Source organism: Actinoplanes couchii, from assembly GCF_016862075.1.
GTDB lineage: Bacteria > Actinomycetota > Actinomycetes > Mycobacteriales > Micromonosporaceae > Actinoplanes > Actinoplanes couchii.
The window spans coordinates 268,133-293,983 of record NZ_BOMG01000042.1; the positions used below are offsets into that span (position 1 = coordinate 268,133).

21 protein-coding genes are annotated in these 25,851 nt (G+C 70.4%); 8 read left to right on the top strand and 13 right to left on the bottom strand.

The genetic code is table 11. The features are described from left to right. Positions 1-4 precede the first annotated feature (4 nt). The 6 genes from Aco03nite_RS15880 to Aco03nite_RS15905 form a co-directional block, all read right to left on the bottom strand. Positions 5-1,162: a sensor histidine kinase gene (locus tag Aco03nite_RS15880; protein WP_203795859.1), complete on the bottom strand. Its 1,158-nt coding sequence runs from the start codon at positions 1,160-1,162 to the stop codon at positions 5-7. Beyond that, positions 1,159-1,830, bottom strand: coding sequence for a response regulator transcription factor (locus Aco03nite_RS15885; RefSeq protein WP_203795860.1), 672 nt, complete (start codon positions 1,828-1,830; stop codon positions 1,159-1,161). Before Aco03nite_RS15885 ends, Aco03nite_RS15880 begins: the two co-directional genes overlap by 4 nt. After that, entirely contained in the window at positions 1,827-3,875 is a 2,049-nt protein-coding gene (locus tag Aco03nite_RS15890) for an MMPL family transporter (protein ID WP_203795861.1), read from the bottom strand. The genes Aco03nite_RS15885 and Aco03nite_RS15890 overlap by 4 nt, the downstream gene beginning before the upstream one ends. A 262-nt stretch (positions 3,876-4,137) precedes the next feature. Further along, the gene (locus Aco03nite_RS15895) at positions 4,138-5,466 is read right to left on the bottom strand and encodes an amidohydrolase family protein (RefSeq protein WP_203795862.1); all 1,329 of its coding nucleotides are present in this window, start codon (positions 5,464-5,466) and stop codon (positions 4,138-4,140) included. Further along, a complete protein-coding gene (locus tag Aco03nite_RS15900; RefSeq protein ID WP_203795863.1) occupies positions 5,463-5,993 on the bottom strand; it encodes an Atu4866 domain-containing protein in 531 nt (176 codons plus the stop codon). Before Aco03nite_RS15900 ends, Aco03nite_RS15895 begins: the two co-directional genes overlap by 4 nt. Positions 5,994-6,056: 63 nt before the next feature. Beyond that, entirely contained in the window at positions 6,057-7,037 is a 981-nt protein-coding gene (locus Aco03nite_RS15905; RefSeq protein ID WP_203795864.1) for a LacI family DNA-binding transcriptional regulator, read from the bottom strand. 104 nt (positions 7,038-7,141) lie between these two features. On the opposite strand from Aco03nite_RS15905, the gene Aco03nite_RS15910 reads away from it, so the two are divergent. From Aco03nite_RS15910 to Aco03nite_RS15930, 5 genes are read left to right on the top strand one after another with little or no spacing between them, the layout of a single operon-like run. Then, entirely contained in the window at positions 7,142-9,202 is a 2,061-nt protein-coding gene (locus Aco03nite_RS15910) for a glycoside hydrolase family 3 C-terminal domain-containing protein (RefSeq protein ID WP_203795865.1), read from the top strand. Continuing rightward, positions 9,199-10,407 (top strand): MFS transporter, encoded by a 1,209-nt coding sequence (locus tag Aco03nite_RS15915; protein ID WP_203795866.1) that lies wholly within the window; start codon positions 9,199-9,201, stop codon positions 10,405-10,407. Before Aco03nite_RS15910 ends, Aco03nite_RS15915 begins: the two co-directional genes overlap by 4 nt. Continuing rightward, positions 10,407-12,752 carry a glycoside hydrolase family 2 TIM barrel-domain containing protein gene (locus Aco03nite_RS15920; RefSeq protein ID WP_203795867.1) on the top strand — a complete coding sequence of 782 codons (2,346 nt, stop codon included), beginning with the start codon at positions 10,407-10,409 and terminating at the stop codon, positions 12,750-12,752. Before Aco03nite_RS15915 ends, Aco03nite_RS15920 begins: the two co-directional genes overlap by 1 nt. A 2-nt stretch (positions 12,753-12,754) precedes the next feature. Continuing rightward, positions 12,755-13,873: a glycoside hydrolase family 43 protein gene (locus tag Aco03nite_RS15925; protein WP_203795868.1), complete on the top strand. Its 1,119-nt coding sequence runs from the start codon at positions 12,755-12,757 to the stop codon at positions 13,871-13,873. Continuing rightward, positions 13,870-15,915 carry a hypothetical protein gene (locus tag Aco03nite_RS15930; RefSeq protein WP_203795869.1) on the top strand — a complete coding sequence of 682 codons (2,046 nt, stop codon included), beginning with the start codon at positions 13,870-13,872 and terminating at the stop codon, positions 15,913-15,915. The genes Aco03nite_RS15925 and Aco03nite_RS15930 overlap by 4 nt, the downstream gene beginning before the upstream one ends. Here Aco03nite_RS15930 and Aco03nite_RS15935 read toward each other — a convergent pair. Then, positions 15,912-16,508 (bottom strand): DUF4352 domain-containing protein, encoded by a 597-nt coding sequence (locus Aco03nite_RS15935; RefSeq protein ID WP_203795870.1) that lies wholly within the window; start codon positions 16,506-16,508, stop codon positions 15,912-15,914. The two genes, Aco03nite_RS15930 and Aco03nite_RS15935, sit on opposite strands and share 4 nt — an antisense overlap. Positions 16,509-16,678: 170 nt before the next feature. Between Aco03nite_RS15935 and Aco03nite_RS15940 the strand changes: the two genes are divergently transcribed. Continuing rightward, positions 16,679-17,755, top strand: a complete 1,077-nt coding sequence (locus Aco03nite_RS15940; protein WP_203795871.1) for an alkene reductase — start codon at positions 16,679-16,681, stop codon at positions 17,753-17,755. Between the two features lie 9 nt (positions 17,756-17,764). On the opposite strand, the gene Aco03nite_RS15945 is transcribed toward Aco03nite_RS15940, so the two are convergent. After that, entirely contained in the window at positions 17,765-18,343 is a 579-nt protein-coding gene (locus Aco03nite_RS15945; protein ID WP_203795872.1) for a TetR/AcrR family transcriptional regulator, read from the bottom strand. A gap of 60 nt (positions 18,344-18,403) precedes the next feature. On the opposite strand from Aco03nite_RS15945, the gene Aco03nite_RS15950 reads away from it, so the two are divergent. Continuing rightward, positions 18,404-19,111, top strand: a complete 708-nt coding sequence (locus Aco03nite_RS15950) for a siderophore-interacting protein (protein ID WP_203795873.1) — start codon at positions 18,404-18,406, stop codon at positions 19,109-19,111. On the opposite strand, the gene Aco03nite_RS15955 is transcribed toward Aco03nite_RS15950, so the two are convergent. Continuing rightward, positions 19,108-19,536 carry an SDR family NAD(P)-dependent oxidoreductase gene (locus Aco03nite_RS15955; RefSeq protein ID WP_203796160.1) on the bottom strand — a complete coding sequence of 143 codons (429 nt, stop codon included), beginning with the start codon at positions 19,534-19,536 and terminating at the stop codon, positions 19,108-19,110. The genes Aco03nite_RS15950 and Aco03nite_RS15955 overlap by 4 nt on opposite strands. 18 nt (positions 19,537-19,554) lie before the next feature. On the opposite strand from Aco03nite_RS15955, the gene Aco03nite_RS15960 reads away from it, so the two are divergent. Continuing rightward, on the top strand, positions 19,555-20,349 hold the full coding sequence (locus Aco03nite_RS15960; protein WP_239145196.1) for an MmyB family transcriptional regulator: 795 nt from the start codon (positions 19,555-19,557) through the stop codon (positions 20,347-20,349). A 4-nt stretch (positions 20,350-20,353) separates the two neighbouring features. On the opposite strand, the gene Aco03nite_RS15965 is transcribed toward Aco03nite_RS15960, so the two are convergent. From Aco03nite_RS15965 to Aco03nite_RS15980, 4 genes are all read right to left on the bottom strand, one after another. After that, positions 20,354-21,097: an alcohol dehydrogenase catalytic domain-containing protein gene (locus tag Aco03nite_RS15965; RefSeq protein WP_203796150.1), complete on the bottom strand. Its 744-nt coding sequence runs from the start codon at positions 21,095-21,097 to the stop codon at positions 20,354-20,356. Positions 21,098-21,273: 176 nt separating this feature from the next. Then, complete coding sequence (locus Aco03nite_RS15970; RefSeq protein WP_203795875.1) at positions 21,274-21,984, bottom strand: FadR/GntR family transcriptional regulator; 711 nt, start codon at positions 21,982-21,984, stop codon at positions 21,274-21,276. Between the two features lie 10 nt (positions 21,985-21,994). After that, a complete protein-coding gene (locus Aco03nite_RS15975) occupies positions 21,995-24,259 on the bottom strand; it encodes a glycosyl hydrolase family 95 catalytic domain-containing protein (protein WP_203795876.1) in 2,265 nt (754 codons plus the stop codon). Continuing rightward, on the bottom strand, positions 24,256-25,851 hold the full coding sequence (locus Aco03nite_RS15980) for a hypothetical protein (RefSeq protein WP_203795877.1): 1,596 nt from the start codon (positions 25,849-25,851) through the stop codon (positions 24,256-24,258). The genes Aco03nite_RS15975 and Aco03nite_RS15980 overlap by 4 nt, the downstream gene beginning before the upstream one ends.

Below are 25,851 nucleotides of genomic sequence, written 5' to 3' on the forward strand. Positions count from 1 at the left end.
ACGTTCAGCGGGGCTGAGCCGGATCGGTGACCGGCAGGGTGGCGTGCACGGTGTAGGTGCCGTCCGCCCGCATCTCCGCGGTCAGGGCGCCGCCGGCGGCTTCGGCCCGTTCGCGCATGCCGGTCAGGCCGTGGCCGGTGCCGGGGCCGTGGTGGCCGGGGCGTGCCGGGTTGACGACGGTGATCCCCAGGTGGGCCTGGTGGTAGTCGATGCGCACGTCGGCCCGGCGGGCGGTGGCGTGTTTGCCGGCGTTGGTCAGGGACTCCTGCACGATCCGGTACGCGGCCAGGTCACCGGCACCGGTCAGGGGACGGGGCGTGCCGGTCCGGGTGACCCGGATGTCGTAGCCGGCCTGACGGAAACCGTCGATCAGGAGGTCCACCTCGGCGAACGACGGGGCCGGGCGCAGGCTGTCCGGGGGATCGTCGTCGGTGCGCAGCAGGCCCACCGTGGCGCGTAGCTCGTCCAGCGCCGCCCGGCTCGTGTCGCGGATCCCGGCCAGGGCGTCGCGGGCCTTGTCGGGATGCGCGGCCATCAGGTGGTGGGCCACCCCGGCCTGGGCGTTGACCAGGGTGATGTGGTGGGCCACCACGTCGTGCAGGTCCCGGGCGATGCGGATGCGCTCCTCCCGGACCTGGCGGTGGGCCTCCTGTTCGCGGGTGCGTTCGGCCAGTTCGGCGCGCTCGCGGACCTGGGCCAGCAGCGCCTGCCGGTCACTGGCCGCCACCCCCAGGGCCACCGCGATCAGGGCGTAGTTCGCCGGGACCAGGTTGGCCAGGTCGAACAGGCCGCCGGGCTGCCACGGGATCGCCGCCGCGGTCAGCGCCACGGCGGCCAGGCCCCCGGCGGTCCACGCGGTCCGCCTGTCGCACCGCGTCGCCACCGTGTACAGGGCGACCACCGCCGCCACGTCGATCAGCACGATGTGCCCGGCCGCCAGGGGCAGCAGCACCCCGGCCAGCACCGCGGTCGTCGTGACGGCCACCGGCCGGTGCAGCCGGAACAGCAGCGCCACCGAGCCGGTCAGGATCAGGACCAGCTGGGCCGTGGTGGGGGAGCGCAGCAGGTGGCCGCGCTGGTACGCCACCGTGGCCATCATGATCATGATGGTGAGCAGCGGCGGCAGCCAGATCCGCCACGCCCACCGGCCCCGCTCGGTCACCGGTTGCCTGCCCGGACCAGGCCGTTCTCGTACGCGAAGACCACCAGCTGGGCACGGTCGCGGGCGCCGGTCTTCATCATCGCCCGGTTGACGTGTGTCTTCGCGGTCGCCGGGCTGATCACCAGACGGTCGGCGATCTCGGTGTTGGACAGGCCGGCGCCGACCATCGCGGTGATCTCCCGCTCCCGGCCGGTCAGGTCGCCCAGGGCGGCGGCCACCGCCACCTGCGTCGGGTCGGGCTGGGCCAGGAAACGGCCGATCAACGCGGTCGTCGCGGACGGGGACAGCAGCGACTCACCGGCGGCGATCGTGCGTACGGCGGCAAGAAGGTCTGCGGGGTCGACGCCCTTGCCGAGGAAACCACTGGCGCCGGCCCGGAGCGCGGCCACCACGAACTCGTCGGTCTCGAACGTGGTCAGGATCAGCACCCGGACCCCGGCCAGGTCCTCGTCGGCGGTGATCCGGCGGGTGGCCTCGATGCCATCCATGTCCGGCATCCGGATGTCCATCAGCACCACGTCGGCCCGATCCGCCCTGGTCATGGCCACGGCTTCGGCCCCGGTCGCCGCCTCGCCGACGACGTCGATGTCCGGTTCGGCGTCCAGCAGCAGCCGGAACGTCGCCCGCAACAGGGCCTGGTCATCGGCGAGGAGCACTCGGATGGTCACGACTTGATTGTTTCCAAGACAGGACCTTCGATCGACACGCGTGGGGTCACCCGGTCCGCCCAGCGGGGGTAGGACCAGTTGGCGCGGCCGATCAGGCGCATCAGGGCCGGGATCAGCGTCAGCCGGACCACGAACGCGTCGACCAGGACCGCCAGGCCCAGACCGATACCGATGCCGGAGACGATCCGTTCGCCGCTGAAGCCGAAGGACGCGAACACGCACAGCATGATGGTGGCCGCGGCGGCGATCACCTGACCGGTTTCGGTCAGGCCGACCCGGATCGCGCGGCGGTTGTCGCGGGTGTGCGCCCACTCCTCGTGCATCCGGCTGACCAGGAACACCTGGTAGTCCATCGACAGGCCGAAGACCACACCGACGATCAGGACCGGGATCAGGTACATGATCGGAGCGCCGGAGCCGACCCCGAGCAGCGCGGAACCCCAACCGAACTGGAAGATCGCGGTGACCGCGCCGAGCCCGACCAGGATCGTCGCCAGGTTGCTGAGCGCGCCGACCAGCGGCACCAGGATGCTGCGGAACGCGACGGCCAGGAGCAGGAAACCGAGCAGGGCGATCAGGCCCAGGTACAGCGGCAGTTTGCCGAGCAGCGCGTCGGACAGGTCGATGCTGGTCGCGGTGGTGCCACCGACGTACACCCGCAGGCCGCTGCCCCTTTCGGCGGCGGGGATGACTTCGTCACGCAGGCGGTGCACCAGGTCGGCGGTCTCCTCGGTCTGCGCACTCGTCTCCGGTACGACCGTCAGAACGGTCCTGCCGGCCGCGGCGACCGTCGCGACTCCGGGAACCTCGGCGAGCGACGTGGCGAGATTGGTGAAGGCAGTGCTCGATGCGGCGTCCGGGACCTGAGCCACCAGCAGCAGCGACGCGTCGAAGCCGTCGCCGAACGCGGGCGCCATCAGGTCGTGGTAAGCGCGGGCGGGAGTGCCGACCGGGTCACTGCTGGCGTCGGCGTCCCCGACCCGCATCATCGTGACCGGCGCGGCGATCAGCGCGATGACCAGCAGCGCGGCCGTCGCGGCCCGCTTCGGTGCCCGGTCGATCAGGTCGGCCCACCGGGCGGAGAGTGTCGGCCGATGTGACGTGACCTGCTGCCTCTTCGACAGGACACGGGTGCCGAGGATGGCCAGCAACGCGGGCAGCAGGGTGATCGCGGCCAGGATCGTGAACAGGACGGTCACCGCGGCGGCCCGGGCCATCCCGGTCAGCAGGCCGAGGTCGACCACGAACATGCCGAGCAGGGCGACGATCACCGTGGCGCCGGCGAAGACGACGGCGCGACCGGAGGTGTCGAGGGCGTCGGCGATGCTGTCGGTGATCGTACGGCCGCGGGAAAGGTTCTTGCGGTGGCGGTTGACGATGAACAACGCGTAGTCGATGCCGACACCGAGGCCGATCAGGGCGCCCATGGTGAGGCTGGTCGCGGCCAGGTCCACCGCGTGCGAGGCGATCATCACGAGCAGCAGCGACGCGGCGACACCGACGACGCCGACCACGATCGGCAGGGCGGCGGCCCAGCCGGAGCGGAACATCAGCACCAGGATGACCAGGGCGGCGATGATCCCGACCGCTTCGGTGCCGTGTGAGGCGCCGGGCAACTCGGTGAACGCCTGCCCACCGACCTCGACGTCGAAATCGGGGGAGTCGTAGGCGAGCGCCGCCTCGGTGACCGGCGCGGTGTCGGCGTCCTTGTCGAGCACCACCGTGGCGTACGCGGTGCCGGTCCCGGTGTCCACCCGGGGTTCGGTCACGTCCACCACCCCGGGCAGAGTCCTGATCTTGGCGAGCATCTCGCCGGCCGGGTCACCGCTCGGCTTCCAGACGATGTTTCCGCTGGTGGTGGGAGTGCCACCGTCCTCGGCAAGCAGGGCGTAGGCGGTGGCCGATTCACTGTCCGGCAGGTCGGCGCCGTCGGTGAAGGCGGTGCCCCCGGCGAGCGCGATCGCGGCCAGGGCCACCAGGGCGACGATCCATGCTCCGACGACGGCGAACCGCCGACGGGAGCACCAGTGCGCGAGAGTCGACAAGACGATGACCTTCCAGGCGGTCGAACAGGGCCTGATCAGAGTCGTCCGGCGGCGCCCCGGAAACGTCAACCCGGCGTGGTGATGACGTGTACCGCGGTTGCGGTACGTCCCCTGACCACGAACAAGCCGAGGCCCACCCTCGAGCCCGGACGCTACCGCCCACCTACGACAATTTCGGCGGCACCGGACGCGGCAGCGGAAGCGGCGATGGCCAACTTCGGGGAGTCGCTGCAGCCGGAGATGCTGCGTCGCGGCGAGGCGGTCAGGAACTGACCGCGGCCAGGACCGCGTCCCGGGAAGCCAGCACCTCCTCGTGCAGGCGGGACACGTCGACTCCGACCAACCGGCCGGCGGACTTGCGGATCACGCCTGCCACCAGGACCGTTTCGATGTTTCGGGGGTCGGCTCCCAGGACCAGGGTGCCGACCGCGTCGTTCAGGGGCATCGTGTTGATGTCGGAGGCGTTCACGACGAGCAGGTCGGCCTGTTTGCCGGGGGTCAGGGAACCGGTGACCGCGCCCAGGCCGTTGGTGTGGGCGCCCTGGAGAGTGGCGAAGTCCAGCATGTCCCGGGTGGTGATCCGGTTCGGGACCGCATCCGTGCCGTAGGCGGCATTGACCGCGCGCATCCGCTGGATCGTGTGCAGCGCCCGCATCTGGGTGAACATGTCGCTGGCCAGCGCCACCTCGACGTCGATGCTCAGGCCGGGGCGCACCCCTACGGCCAGCGCCTCGTCGACCGCCGGGATCGCGGTTTCCAGCCCGATCTGGGCGTCCGACGTCGGAGCCAGCGAGATGGTGGTGCCGGTGTCGCCGATCGCCCGCCACGCCTCCGGGGTCAGGCCGGTGGCGTGGATCAGCGTGACGTGCGGGCCGAGCAGCCCGGCCCGGGCCCAGTCCACGATCGCCGTGGACGACGACTCGCCGAAGACCGCGTCGACGCTGACACCGATGCCCAGATATCGGGAGACCAAGGCCAATTGCGGCCCGTACGCCAGCAAGGGTCCGGAGATCTCCCCGGTGGCAAGCGTGGCCAGCCGCACCGACACCAGGCCCGACGAGTGCGCGGCGTGCAGTCGCTCCACGTCTTTCGGCCACTGGCCGTCCCAGTCGCCGAAGTGCGGGGCCATCGACGCGTGTACGCCCCGGATGCCGGTGTCCAGCAGCGCCTGGATCGCGGCGTCGGAGTGGGCGGCGCTGCGCGAGTTGTGCGAGAAGTCGAGCATCGTGGTGATGCCGGCGTCCAGGGCGGACAGCGCGGCCAGCCGGGTGCCGACGTACACGTCGTGCGGGCAGTAGGCGGGGGCGATCCGGGCCAGGGTGTTCGTCACGTACGCGCCCAGGTCGGTCACGTCGGGGATGCTGCGCCGGAACTGTGCCTGCCAGGCGTGCCGGTGCGTGTCGACAAATCCGGGGCTGACGATCCGGCCGGTGGTGTCGACGATCGACGCGCCCCGGGCCAGCGGGTGCTCGCGCAGGTCGGGGCCGACGGCCGCGATCCGGTCGCCGTCGATCAGCACGTCGCCGCGGGCCAGGTCGCCCAGGGCCGGATCCATGGTGACGACGGTGCCGCCGGTGAAGAGCATGGTCATTTTTTCTCCAGGAAGTAGCCGGCGTGGTGCAGGACGCCGTCGCGGATTTCGCCGTACGCCCAGAAGCCCAGGTCGTCGAGGTAGACGATGCGGTCGCCGTGGATCCAGAAGCGGCCCTGGTAGGCGTGCCGCCGCCCGTTGCGGGTCTCGTCGTAGCGGCCGTCGGCGGTGAGTTCCTGGTGCAGGAAACCGGTCGTGTCGATCCACATGCCGAGGTGCGGGCTGTCCGACGGTTGCGCCGGGGTGTCGGGGACGGTCTTCTGCCGGCGTCCGTCGACGACCACCATGACGGCTTGTTCGGGGCGCCAGAGGACGTACTCGAAAGGCTTCTGAAGGTCGATTCTGATCACCGTGAAGGTGGCCGGGCTGCCGGGTGCGAGACTGCTGAACCCGGCGATCGGGACGATGCTCAGGCCGGTGCAGTCGATGACCTCGCCGCCGCCGCTCACGGCGATCAAGCCGTCGGAGACCGAGAGATCGCGGAGACCGGGATCCGGGCCGTGGATCATCGCGTTGACAAATTTCATGCCACTACCGTCGCCGCTGTGCGCGGCGGTAACCAGGGCGGGACGCACCCTGGTTACCGACCGTCAGGTGGAGGACCGCTCGACGAGTCCGGCACTGATCTCGGACTCCGTGGCCGCGGGCGCGTCGTGGCCGGTCAGCCCGGCGACGACCAGCTCGGCGCGGCGCCGGGCGACGGCGTGCAGGTCGAAACGCACGGTGGTCAGGGGCGGGTTGGTCAGGGGCGCGACCAGGATGTCGTCGACGCCGATGACGGCCAGCTCCTCAGGCACCCGGACCGCCCGGCTCTGTGCCCCGGCGAGCACCGCCACCGCGGTCTCGTCGTTGAACGCGCAGATCCCGGTCACGCCCTGGCCGATCCAGTTCGTGACGGCGTCGGCGGCGACACCGACGTCCAGGCTGACGGTGGCCGTGACAGGTGGTTGCAGGCCGGTCTCGACACAGGCCTGTTCGACGCCGCGGAGTCGTTCGGCGGCCATCTGCTGGAACCGGGGATGTGCCGGGAGGGCGTACCCGAGCCGCTGGTGTCCGCGCCCGATCAGGTGTTCGGCCTGGATGCTGCCGATCGGCAACATGATGTCCGGGACGTCGGTGGGGGAGGGCAGGACCACCTCGGCGCCGGCGGCGCGAAGTGCCCGGGCGGTGTCGGCGTCGAACGGGGCGAACCCGGTGACCGCTGTCGCGCCGACGGTCGCGCACACGTCCGGGAGTGGCCGGCCCCGTGCCGCGGCCAGGTGGGTGACCAGGGTCAGGCCGTGCTCGGCGAGGGCGGCGGCGAACTCCTCGACGAACCGGCTGATGCCGGTGCCGATCGGCAGGTCGGGGACCGACAGCAGGACGATGTCGCTGCGCCCGGAGACCAGCGAGCGGGCGTTGCCGTGCGGGCGGTATTCGAGGCTTTCGGCGGCTTCCAGCACCCGGCGGCGGGTGGTGTCCGGGATGGACTGGTCGGGGCGGTTGTTGAGCACGTAGCTGACGGTGGCGCGGGAGACTCCGGCGGCACGGGCTACGTCGGCGCTGGTGGCGCGCTTGGCTGGGCGGGGCATGGCCTCTCATCGATGTTACGCAGACGTTACAAAACCGGGTCGTCCGATGATGTTACCTTGCTTACACGTGTCAGTTACTCGAGTAAGTAAGCGGTGATCCTGATATGAAACGATTCACCCGCGATGGAAACCTTGACGAGAAGGCGGCGCTGCTCTCCGGCGCCACCGCCTGGACCACCACCCCCGTCGACCGGCTCGGCATCCCCTCGATCGTGCTCACCGACGGCCCGCACGGCGTCCGCCTGGAGAAACCCGACTCCGAACGCTTCAGCTTCGAGAACAGCTTCCCCGCCACCTGCTTCCCGACCGCCGCCGCACTCGGCTCCAGCTGGGATCCCGACCTGCTGACCCGGATCGGCGAGGCCCTCGGCCGGGAGGGCCGCGCGCTGGGTGTCAACGTGCTGCTCGGCCCGGGTGTCAACATCAAGCGGTCACCGCTGTGCGGGCGCAACTTCGAGTACCTGTCCGAGGACCCGTACCTGACCGGCCGCCTGGGTGCCGCTCTGGTCCGCGGCGTGCAGAGCCAGGGTGTCGGCGCCTCGGTGAAACACTTCGCCGCCAACAATCAGGAGACCGAACGGCTGCGGGTCAGTGCCGAGGTCGACGAGCGGACCCTGCGCGAGATCTACCTGCCCGCCTTCGAACACATCGTGACCGAGGCGAAGCCGTGGACGGTGATGGCCGCCTACAACCGGATCAACGGCGTGCACGCCACCCAGAACCGGTGGCTGCTCACGCAGGTGCTGCGCGAGGAGTGGGGCTTCGACGGCCTGGTGGTGTCCGACTGGTGCGCGGTCACCGATCCGGTCGAGGCGGTCACCGCCGGGCTCGACCTGGAGATGCCGGCCAACGCGGGCAGCCCCGGGCGGCTGGTCACGGCGGTCCGCGAGGGACGTCTCGACGAGGCGCTCCTGGACCGGGCCGTGGACCGGGTGCTCGCCCTGATCGAGCGGGCACAGCCGGCGAACGGCAGCCCGGACTTCGAAGCCCACCACGCGCTCGCCCGGCAGGCCGCCGCCGAGTCTGCGGTCCTGCTCAAGAACGAGGGCGCCCTCCTGCCGCTGGCCCCGGGTACGCGGGTCGCGGTCTTCGGCGAAACCCATCGTCACCAGGGCGCCGGCAGCTCCAAGATTGTTCCCACGCGACTGGACAGGGCCGTCGATCACCTGGAGATCGCCGAGATCGCCGCCGACGCCGACGTGGCGGTTCTCTTTCTCGGACTGCCCGAGGGGGAAGAGTCCGAAGGCTTCGATCGCACCCATATCGACCTGCCCGCCGACCAGATCCGGCTGCTGGAGGAGGTCGCCGCCGTCCACCCGAACACCGTGGTGGTGCTCGCCAACGGTGGTGTCGTGCGCACCGGTGACTGGGAACGGCACGCCACGGCCGTACTGGAGATGTGGTTGCCCGGTCAGGCCGGTGGCGCGGCGGTGGCCGACCTGCTCTACGGGCGGGTCAACCCGTCCGGACGGCTCGCCGAGACCATCCCGCTGCGGCTTCCGGACACCCCCGCCTACCTGGACTTTCCCGGTTCGGAAGGCGCGGTGCGATACGGCGAGCGGCTCTACGTCGGATATCGCCACCACGACGCCCGGGATCTCGACGTGGCGTACCCGTTCGGGCACGGCCTGTCCTACACGACGTTCGAGTACTCCGACCTGGACGTCACCGGCCTGACCGTGGAGGTGACGGTCACCAACACCGGCGACCGGCCCGGCAAAGAAGTCGTCCAGCTGTACGTCCGCGACGTGGAATCCACCGTCGACCGGCCCGTCCGGGAACTCAAGGGCTTCCGCAAGGTCCACCTGGAGCCCGCTGAATCGAAACGGGTGACGTTCATTATTCAGCCCCGTGACCTGTGCTTCTACAGCGTGGCCCGCGAGGACTGGGTGCAGGAGACCGGTGACTTCGAGTTCTCGGTCGGCGCGTCGTCCCGTGATCTGCGCCTGTCGGCCACCGTCCACATCGCCGGCCCCGAGGACACCACGCCGCTGACCCTGGCGAACACCCTCGCCGAATGGCTCGCCGACCCGCGCGGCGCGGCAGTCGTCGGCGAGATGGCCGAACTGGGCGACCCGCAGATCCGCGCCATGGTGGAACACCTGCCACTGGACCGGCTGATCGCGATGAGCAACGGGCGTATCGACGCGGCGAGGTTCGTATGAGGAGATACGTCTGGCTCCTGCTCGCCGCCCAGTTCGGGGTCTTCCTGGCCCTGGTCACCCCGATCGCGATCTCCCTGGCCATCAAGGTCGAGCAGGTCGCACCCGGCAACCCGGAGTATCTCGGTTACGCCACCGGCTGCGGAGCCCTTGCCGCGATCGTCTCGGCGCCGCTGTTCGGGATGCTCAGCGACCGCACCCGCTCCCGGTTCGGCCGCCGCCGCCCGTGGTTCGCGCTCGGCACCCTGATCGGTGCGGTGGCCCTGGTCGTGATGGCCCTGGCCGGCGACATCGTCACGCTCGGCCTCGGCTGGGTGCTCGCACAGATCGGCTGGGGTTCGCTGATCGCTCTGCTGCTGACCTCGATGGCCGACCGGCTGCCCGAGGACCAGCGGGGCAGGATATCCGGCCTCGGTGGCATGGTCTCCCAGCTCGCCCCGATCCTGGGCGCGATCCTGGCCGGTGGCCTGGCCGGAAACGATCTGCTGCTGTTCCTGGTGCCCGGTGGCGTCGGGATCGTCACGATGGCCCTGTTCCTGCTGTTCGTGAGCGAACCCGACAGCCGCGAACTACCGCCGGGCGCTCCGATGAGCCTGGCCGAACTGCGGCACACCTACCTCTTCGACGTACGCCGCCACACCGACTTCGCCTGGAACTGGCTCGGCAAGTTCCTGTTCTTCTTCGGGCTCACGCTGAACACCACGTTCTCCGCGTTCTTCCTCGCCGACCGGATGGGCACCACCGTGCAGGAGGTCGCCGGGACGGTGGCGATCCTCGGGATCGGTGGCATCGTCACGGCGATGATCGGCGCGATCGGCGGCGGTTTCCTCTCCGACCGGTTGAAGCGCCGCCGGATCTTCGTGCTGCTCGGCGCGGCAGTCTTCGCCACCGGTACCACCGGGATGGTGCTCGCGCCGACGCTGCCACTGATCATCGGCGCGGCCATGATCAGCAACCTCGGCATCGGGCTGTTCGCCAGCGTCGACCAGGCCCTCGCCCTGGACGTGCTGCCGGACCGGGAGACCGACGCCGGTCGCTACGTCGGCATCTACGCCTTCTCCACCACGCTCGGCCAGGGCCTGGCCCCGTTCCTCGCCCCGGTGCTGCTCGGCGGCGACCGGAACTACACGGTCCTCTACCTCGCCGCGGCCGCGATCACCCTGGTCGGCGGCCTGACGGTGTTCTTCAAGATCAAGGCGGTGCGCTGATGAAGCGGGAATCGTTCAACCACGGCTGGGAGTTCCGGCCCAAGGTCAACCCGTTCGCCGAGCTGGCCGGGGCGTCCACACCCTGGCAGCCGGTGACGCTGCCGCACGACGCGATGATCATCCAGGACCGGGATCCGGCCGCCGACCCCGCCGGCGCCTACTTTCCGGGCGGCGTGTGGGAGTACCGCAAGACGTTCGAGCACCCGGGGGACCGGTGTGTCGTCCTGGAGTTCGACGGCGTCCACCGGGACGCGACCGTGTACGTCAACGGCGCCTACGCCGGGCAACGGCCCTACGGCTACTCGCTGTTCCGGATCGACGCCGGACGCCACCTGCGGCCCGGCGTCAATCAGATCCGCGTCGAAGCCCGCGCCCACCAGGACTCGCGCTGGTACACCGGCGCCGGCATCTACCGCGACACCTGGCTGCTCACCGGCGACCTGATCCGGATCGCCCCGGACGGCGTCGTGGTCACCACCCCGGACGTCGATGCCGAGCGCGCGGTCGTCGAGGTCGCCACCACCGTCGTCAACGACACGGTCACCGTCCACACCACCGACGTGACCACCACCCTGAGCAGCGGCATCACCCGGACCGCCCCGCTGACGATCATGCCGGGGGAGCGGGCCACCCTGCGGCAGCGCTTCTACGTCGACGACCCGCGCCGGTGGAGCGTCGACGACCCGCAGCTCCACACCGCCACCGTCTCGTTGAGTGACCACGACACCGAGACGGTCACGTTCGGCATCCGGGACCTGCGCCTCGACCCCCGGCACGGGCTGCGGATCAACGGTGAGACCGTCAAGCTGCGCGGCGCCTGCATCCACCACGACAACGGCATCCTCGGTGCCGCCACCCATCCGCATTCCGAACGCCGCCGGATCGAGAAACTCAAGGCGGCCGGCTTCAACGCGATCCGGATGTCGCACCACCCGGCCGGCAGCGCTCTGATCGACGCCTGCGACCGGATCGGCATGCTCGTCGTCGACGAGGCCTTCGACATGTGGACGTCGGCCAAGACCGGATTCGACTACAGCCTGCACTTCGAACAGTGGTGGGAACGCGACGTCGAGGCGATGGTCGCCAAGGACCGCAACCACCCGAGCGTGATCATGTACTCGATCGGCAACGAGATCCCGGAGACCGGCTCACCGGCCGGCGCGGTCTGGGGCCGGCGCCTCGCCGAGAAGGTCCGCGACCTCGACCCCACCCGGTACGTCACCAACGGCGTCAACAACATGCTCGCCGTCCTCGACGCGGTCATCGCCGGACGGCAGGCCCGCGGCGAGGAACAGGCCGGCGGCATCAACACCGCGATGGCCGACGCGGGCGCCATGATGAACATGATCGGACAGTCCGAGATGGTCACCCAGCGCACCGCCGAGTCGTACGGGCTGCTCGACGTGGCCGGGATGAACTACTCGGAGAGCCGCTACGCCCTGGACGCCGAACTGTTCCCGGAACGGATCATCCTCGGCACCGAGACGTTCCCGACCCGGATCGGCGACCTGTGGAAACTCGTCGAGCAGCACGACCACGTGATCGGTGACTTCACCTGGACCGGCTGGGACTACCTCGGCGAGGTCGGCATCGGACGCCCGCAGTACGACGACCCGGACGCCGTGCGCCAGTTCGCCGCGCCCTACCCCTACCTGCTGGCCGGATGCGGCGACATCGACATCATCGGCGACCGCCGGCCGGTCTCCTACTACCGGGAGATCGTCTTCGGGTTGCGGTCCGCCCCCTACCTCGCGGTTCGCCGGCCCCGACACCACGGCAGATCCAGCGTCGGTACGCCCTGGGCCTGGTCGGACAGCATCAACTCGTGGACCTGGCCCGGTTTCGAGGGCCGGCCGATCGCCGTCGAGGTGTATGCCGCCGCCGACGAGGCCGAACTGCTCGTCAACGGCGTCTCCGCGGGACGGCGGCCGATCGAGGACTTCCGCACCGAGTTCGACATCACCTACGAGCCCGGCGAGCTGGTCGTCATCGCGTACCGGCAAGGGAACGAAATCGGCCGCGACCAGCTGCGGACCGCAACCGGACCGGACACCCTGCACGCCGTCGCGGAGCAGACCGTGATCGGCGCCGGCGACCTCGCCCACGTGATCCTGACCCTGACCGGTCCCGATCAGCCGGTCACCGTGCAGGTCACCGGCGGCGAACTGATCGGTTTCGGTAGCGCCGACCCGTCGACCGAGGAACGCTTCGACACGACCACCCGCACCACCTACGAAGGGCGCGCGCTCGCCGTCATCCGGCCGGCCGGACCGGGACACATCCGGCTGACCGCGTCGGCACCCGGACACACCGACGCCGGCGTGCAGATCACCGTGGAGGACTGACGATGCTCACCGCACGCACCACCCTCGGTGACTGGCTCGACGATCCGGTCGGCGGGCCGCTCGTCCGTGACCTGCTCGGCGACGTGTCAGATTTGGGGCCGGCGCGCGTGTTCGCCCTGGACGACCTGGTGGCGCTCAGCCAGGGGCGGCTCACCCGGGCGAACGTCGACGACATGGTCCGGGCCGCGAACGGCGGCGAACTCGTGGTCGCCGCCGTGCCGAAGAAGGCCGCCGTGCCGATGCCGGTCCGCGACGATCTCACCCTGGCCGACATCCAGATTCGGGATCCGTTTCTGCTGCGTCATGGCGACAACTACTGGCTGTACGGCAGCACGGACAGCAACATCTGGGCCGGTCCCGGAACCGGGTTCGACACCTACCGCAGCGCCGATCTGCACACCTGGGAAGGGCCGGTCCCGGCGTTCCGGCCACCCGCCGGGTTCTGGAGCGACGGCATGTTCTGGGCCCCGGAGGTGCACTCCTACCAGGGGCGATGGTTCATGTTCGCGACGTTCACCGCGCCGGACGGCTACCGTGGAACCCAGATTCTGGTCGCCGGCGAACCCCAGGGCCCGTTCGAGCCGTGGAGCGCGGGGGCGATCACTCCGCGTGAGTGGCAGTGCCTCGACGGGACGCTGTTCGTCGACCCGGACGCCCAGCCGTGGATCGTGTTCTGTCAGGAGTGGACACAGATCCAGGACGGGGCGATCTGGGCGCAACGCCTCGCTCCTGACCTGCGCGCTCCCGTCGGGGAGCCGGTGCTGCTCTTTCACGCCTCCGCGGCGCCCTGGGCACGGACGCTGCCGCATGCGCCGGGCTCCTACGTCACCGACGGGCCGTTCCTGTTCCGCCTCGACAGCGGGAACCTGATCATGCTGTGGTCCAGTTTCGGCGACCAGGGTTACGCGATGGGTGTCGCCCACTCCTCGTCCGGGCTGGTCACCGGCCCGTGGACGCAGGAGGACCACGCGCTGTGGGCCACCGACGGCGGCCACGGCATGATCCTGCGCCACCCGGACGGGCGGCTCCTGCTGACCCTGCACCAGCCCAACACCACACCGCACGAACGGGCCGTCATCCATCCGCTCACCGAAGACTCCCTCGAGAAGGACCACCAGTGATCGACCGAGAAGCCCTCGTCCGCCGGCACGACGTCGTGCTGACCAGCCCCGATCCGGCGCACGCGATCACCGTCGGCAACGGCGACTTCGCCTACACCGCTGACATCACCGGGATGCAGACCTTCACCGGCCACCACGATCAGGCGGCCGCCTATCGGGAGCAGCGGCTCGCCGTCAACACCAGCACCATGTCCAACTGGGGCTGGCACTCGATGCCCAACCCGGACGGATTTGTCCTCGCCGACGCCATGTCCACCTACCGGACGGCTCGCGGGCCGGTCGAGTACCCGGACCGGTTCGACATGGCCGGCACCATGCGCGGACAGGTGGCCGACGAATTCCGGGCCGGCGCGTGGCTGCACGTCAACCCGCAGCGGCTCGACCTCGGCCGGATCGGGCTGCTGCTGCGGCCCGCCGTGGACTCCGCACCGTCGACCGATCCCGCCGACCTGACCGACTGTCATCAGCGGCTCGACCTGTGGACCGGCACGCTGACCAGTGTTTTCACCTACGCCGGCGAACGGGTGCGGGTCACCACCGTGGCCGATCCCAGCAGCTCCCGGGTCGCGTTCCGCATCGAGACGCCACTGCTCACCGACGGACGAGCCAAGATCAACATCCGGTTTCCGTACGCCGACGCGGGGTTCTTCCAGACGGCGGACTGGACCGTCCCCGATCGGCACGAGACGACCTACGCCGACGGGGTGTTCACCCGGGTCGTGGACGACACCACCTATCGCGTGCGCCTCGATCACTCCGGTGGCACGATCACCTCGGTCGAGCCGCACCACTACGTGCTCACCACCTCGTCGGACTCGCTTTTGCTGGTGGCCACCTTCGACGGCGGTGACTCCGGCTCCTTCGACGGCACTCTCGCGGCGGCCACCCGCTGGTGGCGTGACTTCTGGACCTCCGGAGCCGCCGTCGACTTCAGCGGCAGCACCGATCCGCGCGCCGCTGAACTGGAACGACGCGTGGTGCTGTCCCAGTACCTGACCGCGGTCAACAGCTCCGGTGTGCTCCCGCCCGCCGAGACCGGGCTGACCACCAACGCGTGGCAGGGCAAGTTCCACCTGGAGATGCACTGGTGGCACGCCGCCCACTTCGCCGCCTGGGGCCGCCCGCAGCTGCTGGAGAAGAGCCTCGACTGGTACCTGTCCCGGCTCGACGTGGCCCGGGACACCGCCCGGCGCCAGCACTACGCGGGAGCGCGCTGGCCGAAACACGTCGGCCCGGACGGGCGGGAGAGCCCCTCGGACATCGGGTCGCTCCTGATCTGGCAGCAGGCGCATCCGCTCTATCTGCTGGAACTGCTGCACCGGGCGGGTCGTGACGTGACCCGGTTCGCTGAACTGGTCGACGAGACCGCCACCTTCATGGCCGATTTTGCCCGTGACGGTCACCTCAGCGCGCCGGTGATGCCGGCGCAGGAGTTCTACGACGCCGCGACCACGGCGGATCCGACGTTCGAGCTCGCCTACTGGTGGTGGGGCCTGGAGATCGCCCAGCGCTGGCGGGACCGCGCCGGTCAGGGGCGGCGGGCCGACTGGCAGCGGGTCCAGGACAGCCTGGTGCGGCCCCGGCAGAGCGGCGGCACCTACTCGGCCGTCGCCACCGAGCCGTACCTGCGCCGCGACGACCATCCGGCGCTGCTCTGCGCGCTCGGCGTCGTCCCGGCTACCCCACTCATCGACCCGTCCGTGATGGCGGCGACCCTGGTGGACGTACTCGATGATTGGGATTGGGACAGTGCCTGGGGTTGGGATTTTCCGGCGATGGCGATGACGGCGACCCGGGTCGGCCGCCCTGACCTGGCCGTCGACGCGCTGCTTGCCGACCGGGTGAAGAACCGGTATCTGCCGACCGGGCACTGCCCGCAGATGGGCAGCCTGCTGCCGCTGTACCTGCCGGCCAACGGCGGCCTGCTCGCCGCGGTGTCGTTGATGGCCGCGGGCTGGGACGGAGCAGATCGGGACATCCCGGGTTTCCCCGCCGACGGCACCTGGACCGTCCGCCACGAAGGGTTCCGGGCCTGGCCCTAAAGGCCGGTCTTCACCCCGCCGGAGAGCGGGGAGTCGTGCAGTTCGAGGGTGGTCAGTTCGACACCCTTCGGTACGTCGAAGACCAGCTTGCCGGTGACCTTCGTGCCGGGGCTGAGTTTCTGCACGAAGGCCTCGACACCGCGGTTGGCGTACAGGCCGGCCAGTTTGTCGCTGTCGTATTCGGTTCCGGCGGCGTCGTACGCCGTCTGGGCCTGGCCGATGAAGTATTTGTCGTCGTCGCCGACGTTCCGCACCGACAGGGTGATCACGCAGAACCTGCCGTCGGCGGTGCGTTTCAGCTGTTCGAGGGCGACGGTGCTGCGGGAACAGTCCGTCTTGGTGACGGTGAACTCGAACTGGCCGTCGCGCACCGCCTTCCCCGCACTGAGCCGCGCCGCGGTGGCGGGACCGTTGGTCGCGGCGGCCGTCGTGGCGGTCAGGTCGCCGTGGTTGTACTGCTCGGCCGCGATACCGATCGCGAACAGCAGCACCACCACTGCTACCGACACCAGGACCACCAGGGTCAGCTTGGCCGGGGAGGGGCGCCGGGCGGCACGCACCGGTCGGCGCCGCTGACGAAGGTTGTTCGACATTCTGACCACTCCCCGGTTCGCTCTACTCACTCTCAGCTACTTCGGGCCGGTGGGCCAGTAAACCGGCATGATCGGCGGCATTCTTCGCTCGAAAGGACAAATCGGCCTGACGGTGACCTGGCTCTCGCCAACTTGAACTTCACACTGGTGTCAGCTTTTACCGTGGCGGCATGAACCTGTTCGAACCCGTCGCCGTCGGCTCCCTGAAACTCCCCAACCGCCTGGTGATCGCCCCGATGACCCGCAACCGTGCGGCCGCCGACGGCACGCCGACCGACCTGGTCGCCGAGTACTACCGGCAGCGCGCCACGGCCGGGCTGATCATCGCCGAGGCGGCCACCCCCAGCGCGGTCGGCCGCACGTACCCGAACATCACCGCCCTCTACACCGACGCCCACGTCACCGGATGGCGCCGGGTCACCGACGCGGTGCGGGACGCGGGCGGCCGGATGTTCCTGCAGATCCAGCACGGCGGCCGGGTCGGGCACCCGGACACCAGCGGGCACCAGCCGATCGCGCCGTCGCCGATCCCGCTGCCCGAGACCATCCACACGCCCCGCGGCCGTCAGGATCCGGTGGTCCCGAAGGAGATGACCGCCGAGGACATCCGCATGACGATCGCCGACTTCGCCGCTGCCGCCCGCCGCGCGATCGACGCCGGTTTCGAGGGCGTCGAGGTGCACAGCGCCAACGGATACCTGCTGCACCAGTTCTTGAGTGCCAACACCAACAAGCGCACTGATCGGTACGGGGGACCGGCCGAGTCCCGGGTCCGTTTCACCACTGAGGTCGTCGAGGCGGTCGTCCGGGAGATCGGCGCCGACCGTGTCGGGCTACGGATCTCACCCGGCAACACCGTCAACGGCATCGCCGAGGACGACGGTATCGAGCTGTACACCACCCTGGTCAACGCTGTTGCCGACCACGACCTGGCGTATCTGCACGTGGCGTTCGCCGCCCCGGACCAGCCCGCCTACCAGCGGATCTGGAAACTGTGGACCGGCACCCTGATCGCCAACCCGGTACTGCCCGCCGACCACATCCCCACCGACGGCGGCCGCGAGGCGGCGGACCGGCTCCTCGACTCGGGCGCCGACCTGATCGCCCTGGGCCGCCCGTTCCTGGCCAACCCGGACCTGGTCGAGCGCCTGCGAACCGGCGCCCCGGTCAACCAGGTCCGCAACAGCTACCTGATGTATGTGGGCGGCCCGACCGGTTACACCGACTATCCGGCCCTGCCGGTTTAGCCCCGAGGCTCAACCGTCGACTCTGCTGTCCGGGCTGATCTGCGCCAGGAAGGTGCGGGCCAGGTCGGCCGGGTCGATCCGGGCCGGGTCGCGGCCGCTGAGGATCCAGAAGAACATCGGGCCGATCAGCAGCGCGGTCGCCCGGTCGTGGTCGGCGTCCGGTGCGACCCGGGAGACGACAGCCCGTGCGGTGTCGCCGAGGATGTCGCGGCCGGCGAGCAGCGCGGCGACCGCCGGGTCGTGTTGCGCCTCGCCGAGCAGCGCCCGGTAGGCGGCCCCGGCGTGTGAGCGGGTCAGAAAGTAGTGCAGCGCCTCGAGGTAGCGGGTCACGTCCTCGAACGGGTCGTCGTCCGGCGGAACGGTGAGTTCCTCCTCGGCGTCCAGGGCGCTCGCCTCGAACAGGATCTCCGCCTTGGTCGACCACCAGCGGTACACGGTCATCCGGGAGACCCCGGCCAACTCGGCGATGCCCTTCATCGTCATCGCCGCGTAGCCCACCTTTGCCAGCAGGTCGTCCACGGCCCAGAGGACGGCGGCCCGGGCCGGCTCGCTGCGTGGGCGGCCACCTCTGTCCCGGCCCTGACTCATAGGTGTAGCCTAGCCGCCGAGTTTCGATACACCGTGCTACGTAACTCGCGAGGGAGTTCCATGCGCAGGCTCAGCGACACGTTCCTGACCGAGGCCGTCGTCACGCGGGCCGTCCCGCTCGAGGGCCGGATGCGGGCGGTCACCCTGGGCGGTCCCGCTCTCGCGGGCCTGAGCGTCCGGCCCGGTCAGCAGGTGCGGATCCAGGTGCCCGCCGCCAACCGGTTCGTCGATCGGCTCGGCGGGGTGCTCCGGACGTACTCGATCTGGGAGTACGACGGGGAAAGCATGCACCTGCGCGTCTTCGACCACGGCGACGGCCCCGGCGCGCAGTGGGGGCGTGAGGCCCGGCCCGGCGACGTCGTGCACCTGATGAAGCCGCAGGGCGACTTCGTCTGCCGCCCCAGCGAGTACCACCTGTTCGCCGGGGACGAGACGGCCTCGGTCGCGTTCGGCCCGATGATCCGCGGCCTGGCCGGCGACGCCGCTGTCCACACCGTCGTCGAAGTGGACACCGAGCACGAGCAGCTGCCGCTCCCCACCGGCACCGTCTGGCTGCACCGGAAGGGCCGGCCCGCGAACCGGTCGGCCGAACTGGTCGCGGCGGTCGCCGCCCTCGACCTGCCCGACCGTCCCGGCACCGCCTACCTGGCAGGCGAGGCCGGCACCATCCAGATGATCCGGGCCCACCTGGTCCGCGACCGCGGCTGGAACCGCCGCGACGTGCTGACCAAGCCGTTCTGGGCACCCGGCAAGACCGGCATGGATTAGGCCGGGAAGTCGGTCGAGCGGGACAGATGCTCCCAGGCGGCCATGTCGTGGTCGACGGCATCCCGGCCGGCCCGGACGACCTTCAGCGCGTCCGATCCGAGGATCAGATGGCGGGGCGGCTCCGGTACGTCCAGGATGTGCAGGACAGCGGCCGCCGCGCGGGCCGGGTCGCCGAGCTGCCGGCCGCTGGCGTCGCGGCGGGCGTCGCGGATCGGGCCGAAGAGGTCGTCGTAGTCCGCGATGGTCCGCGGCGCCCGGGTCATCGAACGTCCGGCCCAGTCGGTGCGGAACGAACCGGGTTCGATCGCGGTGACGTGGATGCCGAACGCCGCGACCTCCTTGCCGAGGGACTCGAGGATGCCTTCGAGCGCGAACTTGCTGCCGCAGTACGCGGAGACGCCGGGAAAGCCGGACAGCCCGCCCATCGAGGTGACGGCCAGGATGTGGCCCCGGCGGCGCCGAAGACGTTCGCGTCGAACTGGGCGCGCAGGGCCGACAGCGGGGTCTCCTCGAAGGTGCCCTCCAGGCCGTACCCGGCGTTGGCGATCAGCACGTCGGCCGGGACGTCGCGCAGCGCGGCGAAGACGGCGCCGTCGTCGGTGACGTCGAGGATCCGGGCGTGTGCCCGCCGCGGGTGCCGGGCCTCGAAGGCGGCCGCGTCGGCGTCCGTGCGGACGGTCCCGACGACGGTGTGCCCGGCGCCCCGCGAGACGGTCACCCGGCCGCTGCGGCAGCTGCTCGACGGGTACACCGCGGCCCCCGCGTTCGTTCTCAACCCGGCCAAGGACGTCATGGCGGTCAACCCGCTCGCCGAGGCGCTGTTCGCCCCGTTCGCGACGGCCGGCAACCTGGCCCGGATGACGTTCCTCGATCCGGCCGCCCGGCGGTTCTTCCGGCGGTGGGACCGGTTCGCCGAGTCGATCGTGGCCGGGCTGCGCCACGCCGGTGGACTCGACCCGGACTACCCCCGCCTGCACGAGGTGGTGGGGTCGCTGCGCGCGGAGAGCGAGGAGTTCGCCGCGCTGTGGGCGTCGCCGACCGTGTACGGCAAAACCCAGGACCCCACCGAGCTGGAGCACCCGGACGTCGGGCCGCTCGCCCTGGTGTCGCAGTCCTTTGACGTCCGTGGGGCGGCGGGCCAGCTCCTGGTCGTCTACCAGCCCGAACCCGGCAGCCGCTCGGCCGAGGCACTCGCCCTGCTCGGCTCCTTGCACGCACATCCCGGGAAACGGGCCTAGCACTTCAGATCGCCTGCACGTCCACCAGGACCTTTGTCGGTCTGCTCGAATCCAGGTCGTCGAAGGCATCTTGGAATTCGGCCAGCGGGACCAAGCGGGAGATGAGCAGGTCGGACGGGATGATGCCGTCGGCCAGTAAGGTGACCGCGGTTTCGAAGTCGCCGCGGTGGTGGCACGGGGTGCCGGACGGCTGGAGGGCCGGGTCGGCGCCGGTGTCGCCCCGGCGCGGGTCGATCACCGGGAAACCCAACGTGGTGAGCAGACGTCGCCGGAACGGGTCGGGCTCGGCGACGGTGATCTCGGCTCCGGCGTGCCGGGCCACGACGGCCAGGAGCACGCCGCTGGGGTCGCCGCCGAACACGACCCGCCGGGCACCGGGTTCGAGGTGCGCGTGGCGGACCGCGTGGACGGCGACGGCGACCGGCTCGATCAGGGCGGCGGCGTCGAGCGCGAGCCCGTCGGGAATGGCGACCAGCCGGTCCGCGGGAACGTTCCACAGGGTTCGCAGGGCTCCACCGCCGGCCATGACCGTGACGGCATCACCGCGCTGCCAGCCCTGGACGCCGCCGCCGACCGCGTCGACCAGCCCGGACATCTCGTGCCCGGGCGATCCGTGGAGAGCGTCGAGATCGTCGGCGCAGAGGCCGACGTAGGCGACCCGGACCCGCACCTCACCGACCGCGGGCGGCAGCGCCGCCGACGAGGTGACGCTGAGTGTCATGTCGTCGGCGTAGCACACGCTCAGCATCACCCGGCCTCCTTCGATTGATCATACTAATGTCGGCTTCAGTAAGCGCTTTCCCACTGGAAGGCGCCAGGAAGCCGAGATTAGTCATATCTTTGCCGTCTGATCAACACGGGGAACCTGTGAAAACCAAGAGCGGCCCCGGGGGTGACCCCGGGGCCGCTCTGTGAAGAACCGCGTCAGACCGCGTGATCGACCGCGAACTCCTCCACGCCGAGGAGGTGGACCGACATCCGTAGGCGGGCTCGGTCGGAATCCCGGCGGCGCAGCGCGGTCAGGATCGCCCGGTGCTCGGACTGGGCCTCGTCGACGGCGTCACGCTCGACCAGGGCCCGCCACATCCGGGTGCGGAAGGTGTGACTGAACAGGCCTTCGACCAGGGCTGCCATCACCGGGTTGCCGCCGGCGCGGGCGATCAGCCGGTGGAACTCGGTGTCCGCCTCGATGAACGCGGTCAGATCCACGTCGGTGCCGGCGGCGAGCAGGCCGTCGATGGTGTCGAGCAGCCGCTCCAGCTCGTCGAGTTGCTCGTCGGTCAGGGCGAGCGCGGCCCGGGCGGCGGTCTCCGCCTCCAGCACCCGGCGCACCTCCAGCAGGTGGGCGCTGGTGGCGGGGGAGTGCAGTTCGGACAGGAACCCGACCGGGCTCAGCAGCCGGGCCGGGTCCAACGCGGTGACGTAGGTGCCGTCGCCGCGCCGGGTGCCCAGCACGCCGAGGATCACCAGGGCCCGGACGCCCTCCCGCAACGGGCCCCGGGACACCCCGAGCCGCGCGGCCAGCTCTTTCTCGACCGGCAGCCGGTCACCCGGCCCCAGCTGCCCACCGGTGATCATCGCCTTGATGCCCTCGATGACGACATCCGTCTGCGAGCGCCCGTCGTCGGGATCCATGACGTTCATCCTATGAAAGCGTCCAGATGTGACCGGTCACCAGGTCCAGGTCGAGGCTCTCACCGCCCGGCAGCAGGAGGTGGACCCGGACCGGTGCGGACGCCGTCAGCGAAGCCGCCGTCACCCGCCCGTCCTGCCAGGTGAAGTCCACGGTCAGGCCGCCGCGGGCCCGGAGACCACGGACCGATCCGTCCGGCCAGGGGCAGGCGGGCAACAGCCGGACCCGGCGGCTGCCGTCCGGCTCCACGGCGTGCGACTGCAGCAGCGCCTCGGCGACTCCCGCGGTGAACCCGAGGTTGCCGTCGATCTGGAACGGGGGATGGGCACAGAGCAGCCCCCGGTAGACGCCTCCGCTCAAGTGGTGGCCGTCGTCGGCGACCGGTTGCAGGAAACGCCTGGTCAGCGCGGCGACCTGGGCCGGGTCGTGCAGGCGGGCCCACAGCGCGATCCGCCAGGCCAGCGACCAGCCGGTGGACTCGGCGCCCCGGGCCTCCAGGGTGCGGCGGGCGGCGCGAGCCAGGTCGGGGGTTTCCTCGGCGTCGATCGACGCTCGGGGGAACAGGCCGACCAGATGGGTCTGGTGCCGGTGAAGCGGTTCAGCATCGGGGACGTCGGTGTACCACTCCATGATCCGGCCGTCCGTGCCGATCCGCTCGCCGGGGATGCGCTCCAAGGCGGTGTCGATCCGGTCGTCCAGCTCGGAGGAGCCGCAGCGGCGAACACCGGCGAGCAGGGTGCGGATCAGCACCCGATCCGCGGTGGTCGACACCCCGACCGAGGCCGGCTGCCCGTCGGCCGCCACGTAGGTGTTCTCCGGGCTGGTGGACGGCGCGGTGCCGAGACTGCCGTCCGGTAGTTCGACCAGAGCGTCCAGCGCGAACCGGGCGGCACCGATCAGAATCGGCCGGGACCGCAGAAGTTCAGCGGAGTCGCCGGTCATCTCGTAGTGGTCCAGCAGGTGCAACGACAGCCAGACGCCACCGAGCGGCCAGAACGACCAGGACGGGTCGTCGGATCCACGGCCGGTCGGCCCGGTGAAACCCCAGATGTCGGCGTTGTGGTGGGCCACCCAGCCGTCCGCGTCGTACAGACGCCGGGCAGTTCGTGCCCCTGACCTGCTGAGCAGTTCCAGCCAGGTGTGCAGCGGCTCGGTCAGCTCGGTCAGGCCGGTCACCAGCGCCGGCCAGTAGTTCATCTGCGTGTTGATGTTGATGGTGTAGTTGCTGCTCCACGGCGGCCGCACCTGGTCGTTCCAGATGCCTTGCAGGTTCATCGGCCGGGTGCCGGGCCGGGATCCGGCGATCAGCAGATACCGCCCGAAGTGAAAGGCCAGCGCGACCAGATCCGGATCCTGCCCGTCGTGGGTGCGCAGCCGTTCATCGGTCGGCGTCCCGGTGCGGGCCGGCCCCAGTTCCAGGTCGGCACGATCAAAAAAGGCCCGATGATCTTGTACGTGCCGGGAACGCAGCAGACTGCTCGGCGTCGAGGCCACGAGCTGGGCGCGGTCCACCGCATCGCCGTGCGCGTGGGTGTCGGTGGTGAGAACCAGCAGCACCGAGCGGGTGCCCGTGATGATCAGGTCGGCGCCATCGGCGCGGACTTGACCGTCGGTGGTCACGGCGAGGGCCGCGGTGGCGGTGACAGTGGCGGAGTCGTCGTAGCAGACGGCCTCGGCGAAGGGGATGGACACGTAGCTCGGTTCGACGTGCGACGGCATGCGCACCTGCCCGGTCCACCGCCCGTCGCTCACTGAAGCGGTCAAGGTGGGATGCGGCGACGTCACCCGGATCCGGACCGTGACGGGCTCCCCGTCGACCACGGTGCGATGCACGACGAGCGCCTGGTCGGGCGCCGAGGCGAACGTCTCCTGACACATCCGGCTGCCACCCGCCGACCACGTGTGCCGTGCGACGGCCTCGGTGAGATCCAGGCTGCGTTCCACCTCCGGATCGCTGCCCTCCTGGTCCAACCAGAGATCGATCAGCGGCTGGTACGACTGGGTATAGCCCTGCTGCGCCCGCTTGACCTCGGCCTCAGCCGTGCGCACGTCTCCGGCGAGTGCGGCCTCTCGAGCGGCCATGACCGCGGCTCGCGCCAGGTCGTCAGGAACCTTCTCAAAAGACGTACCAGACCAGCAGTTGTCGTCGTTGATCTGAAGCCTGTCGACATCGGTGCCGCCGAAGCACATCGCCCCGAGCCGCCCGTTGCCGACCGGCAGGGCGTCGGTCCAGCGCTCGGCCGGTCCGTGCAGGTCGATCGCCCACCGCGCGCTCATGCGCCACCCCGGGCGCTGACCCGCAGCCGGACGACCCGATCACTCCACGCTCCCAGTACCACCCGCTGCCCCTCGATCCGGTCGTCGCCGTGTACATAGGTGAAGAGTTCCCCGTCGTCGAACCGCGGCGGGAGTTCGTCGTCGCATCCCTCGGTCTCGACCGTGAGGACGGCATCCCCGGCCCGCAGCACGCAGGGGGCGATCAGTTCACCGTCGCCGAAGACCAGTTCCACCCCGACGCGGGTACGCGGTCCGTCCATGCGCAGCTCCAGCTCGGCGGTGTCGCCGGACTCGGTGATACGCAGAGTGGTGACGAGCCGCATCGGGGACAGCGTACGGGCCGGGAAGTCCATGCTCGCCCAGAACCGCCCGTCGTGGGTCAGCGGATAGGCGCCGTCCGGGCGGGTGGCCGAGCCCGCGAGGGGCTGGTAGTAGCCGCTGACCCGCTCCTCGGTCAGCAGCACGGCGCCGTCCCCGTCGACCTGCAGTGTCGTGGGCCGGAACGCGCCCATCCCGAAGAACGCCGGGCTGATCCGCAGCGACCGCAGCCGAGCCGCACCGTGCCGGAACTGGAAGACGTTCGCGCTGTTGGCGAGCCCGGACCCGATGCTGCCGGTGCTCCGGGTGTCCGCCCCGGCGAAGACGGTGCTGGTGGTGGCACCGCTACGACGCCGGGCCAGCCCGACCGTGGGCCAGACCGTCCGGCCTTCCGGGGCGGGCGCGGCGACGGGAAGCGGCTCGGTGAGCACCGGATCGACGAGCGCCTCGGCGAGATGCCGGGCGGCTTCCGGCGGCCCGCCCGCAGCGGCGATGGTGGCCAGCCGGGCGAACTGAGTGTCACCGTCGGTGATCGCGAACCGCCGCAACAGACTGAGATACCGGTGTGCGTGGTACGTCTCCCGCTGGTCCTGCCGCCGCGAGTGGACGGTGGTCACCTCTCCGTCGTCGTCGACCAGGCTGACCAGGGTGCGCAGGTGAGCACGCACCGGTACGAGCAGCGCCGGCCACTCCAGCAGCCGGGCCAGGTGGACCAGCGCCGGCCCGGTCACGATCGAGCCGTAGACGGCGCTGCGCTCGGAGAAGAACCCGTCCGCGTCGATGTCGATGCCTTCGGCCAGCCACTCGTCGATCCGGGGCAGCAGCCGCTCGTCCCCGGTGACCCGGCGCAACCCGGCGAGGGCGCCGGCGAGTTCCCAGCGGTGATTCGGCGTATGGACACCGCCGGTGATCATCGCGTCGAGCGACCGTTCCGCGATCGTCTTCAGGACAGTGGCCTCGTCGGTCCAGCGCTCGGACCGTTCGAGGATCTCCAGGACCAGGCAGACGTCGTTGATGGTGAACGCGCTGTCCGGCGGCGACACGAGGTTGTCCCCGTCGAAGAGTCCACTGGGTCCTTGCAGGCTGGTCAGGTGTTGAAGCAGATCACCGACGGTTTCCGCAACGCCGCCGAAACCGGTCAGGTCAGCGACGATCAAGGTCTTGACCGCGCTCATCGTGTCCCGATGCGACAGGCCAGGCGCCGGAAGAGCGAGAAGGGCGGAAGCGGAAGCATGCGTGCTGCGCACGAGACGGTCGTAGTAGAGGGAGTCCAC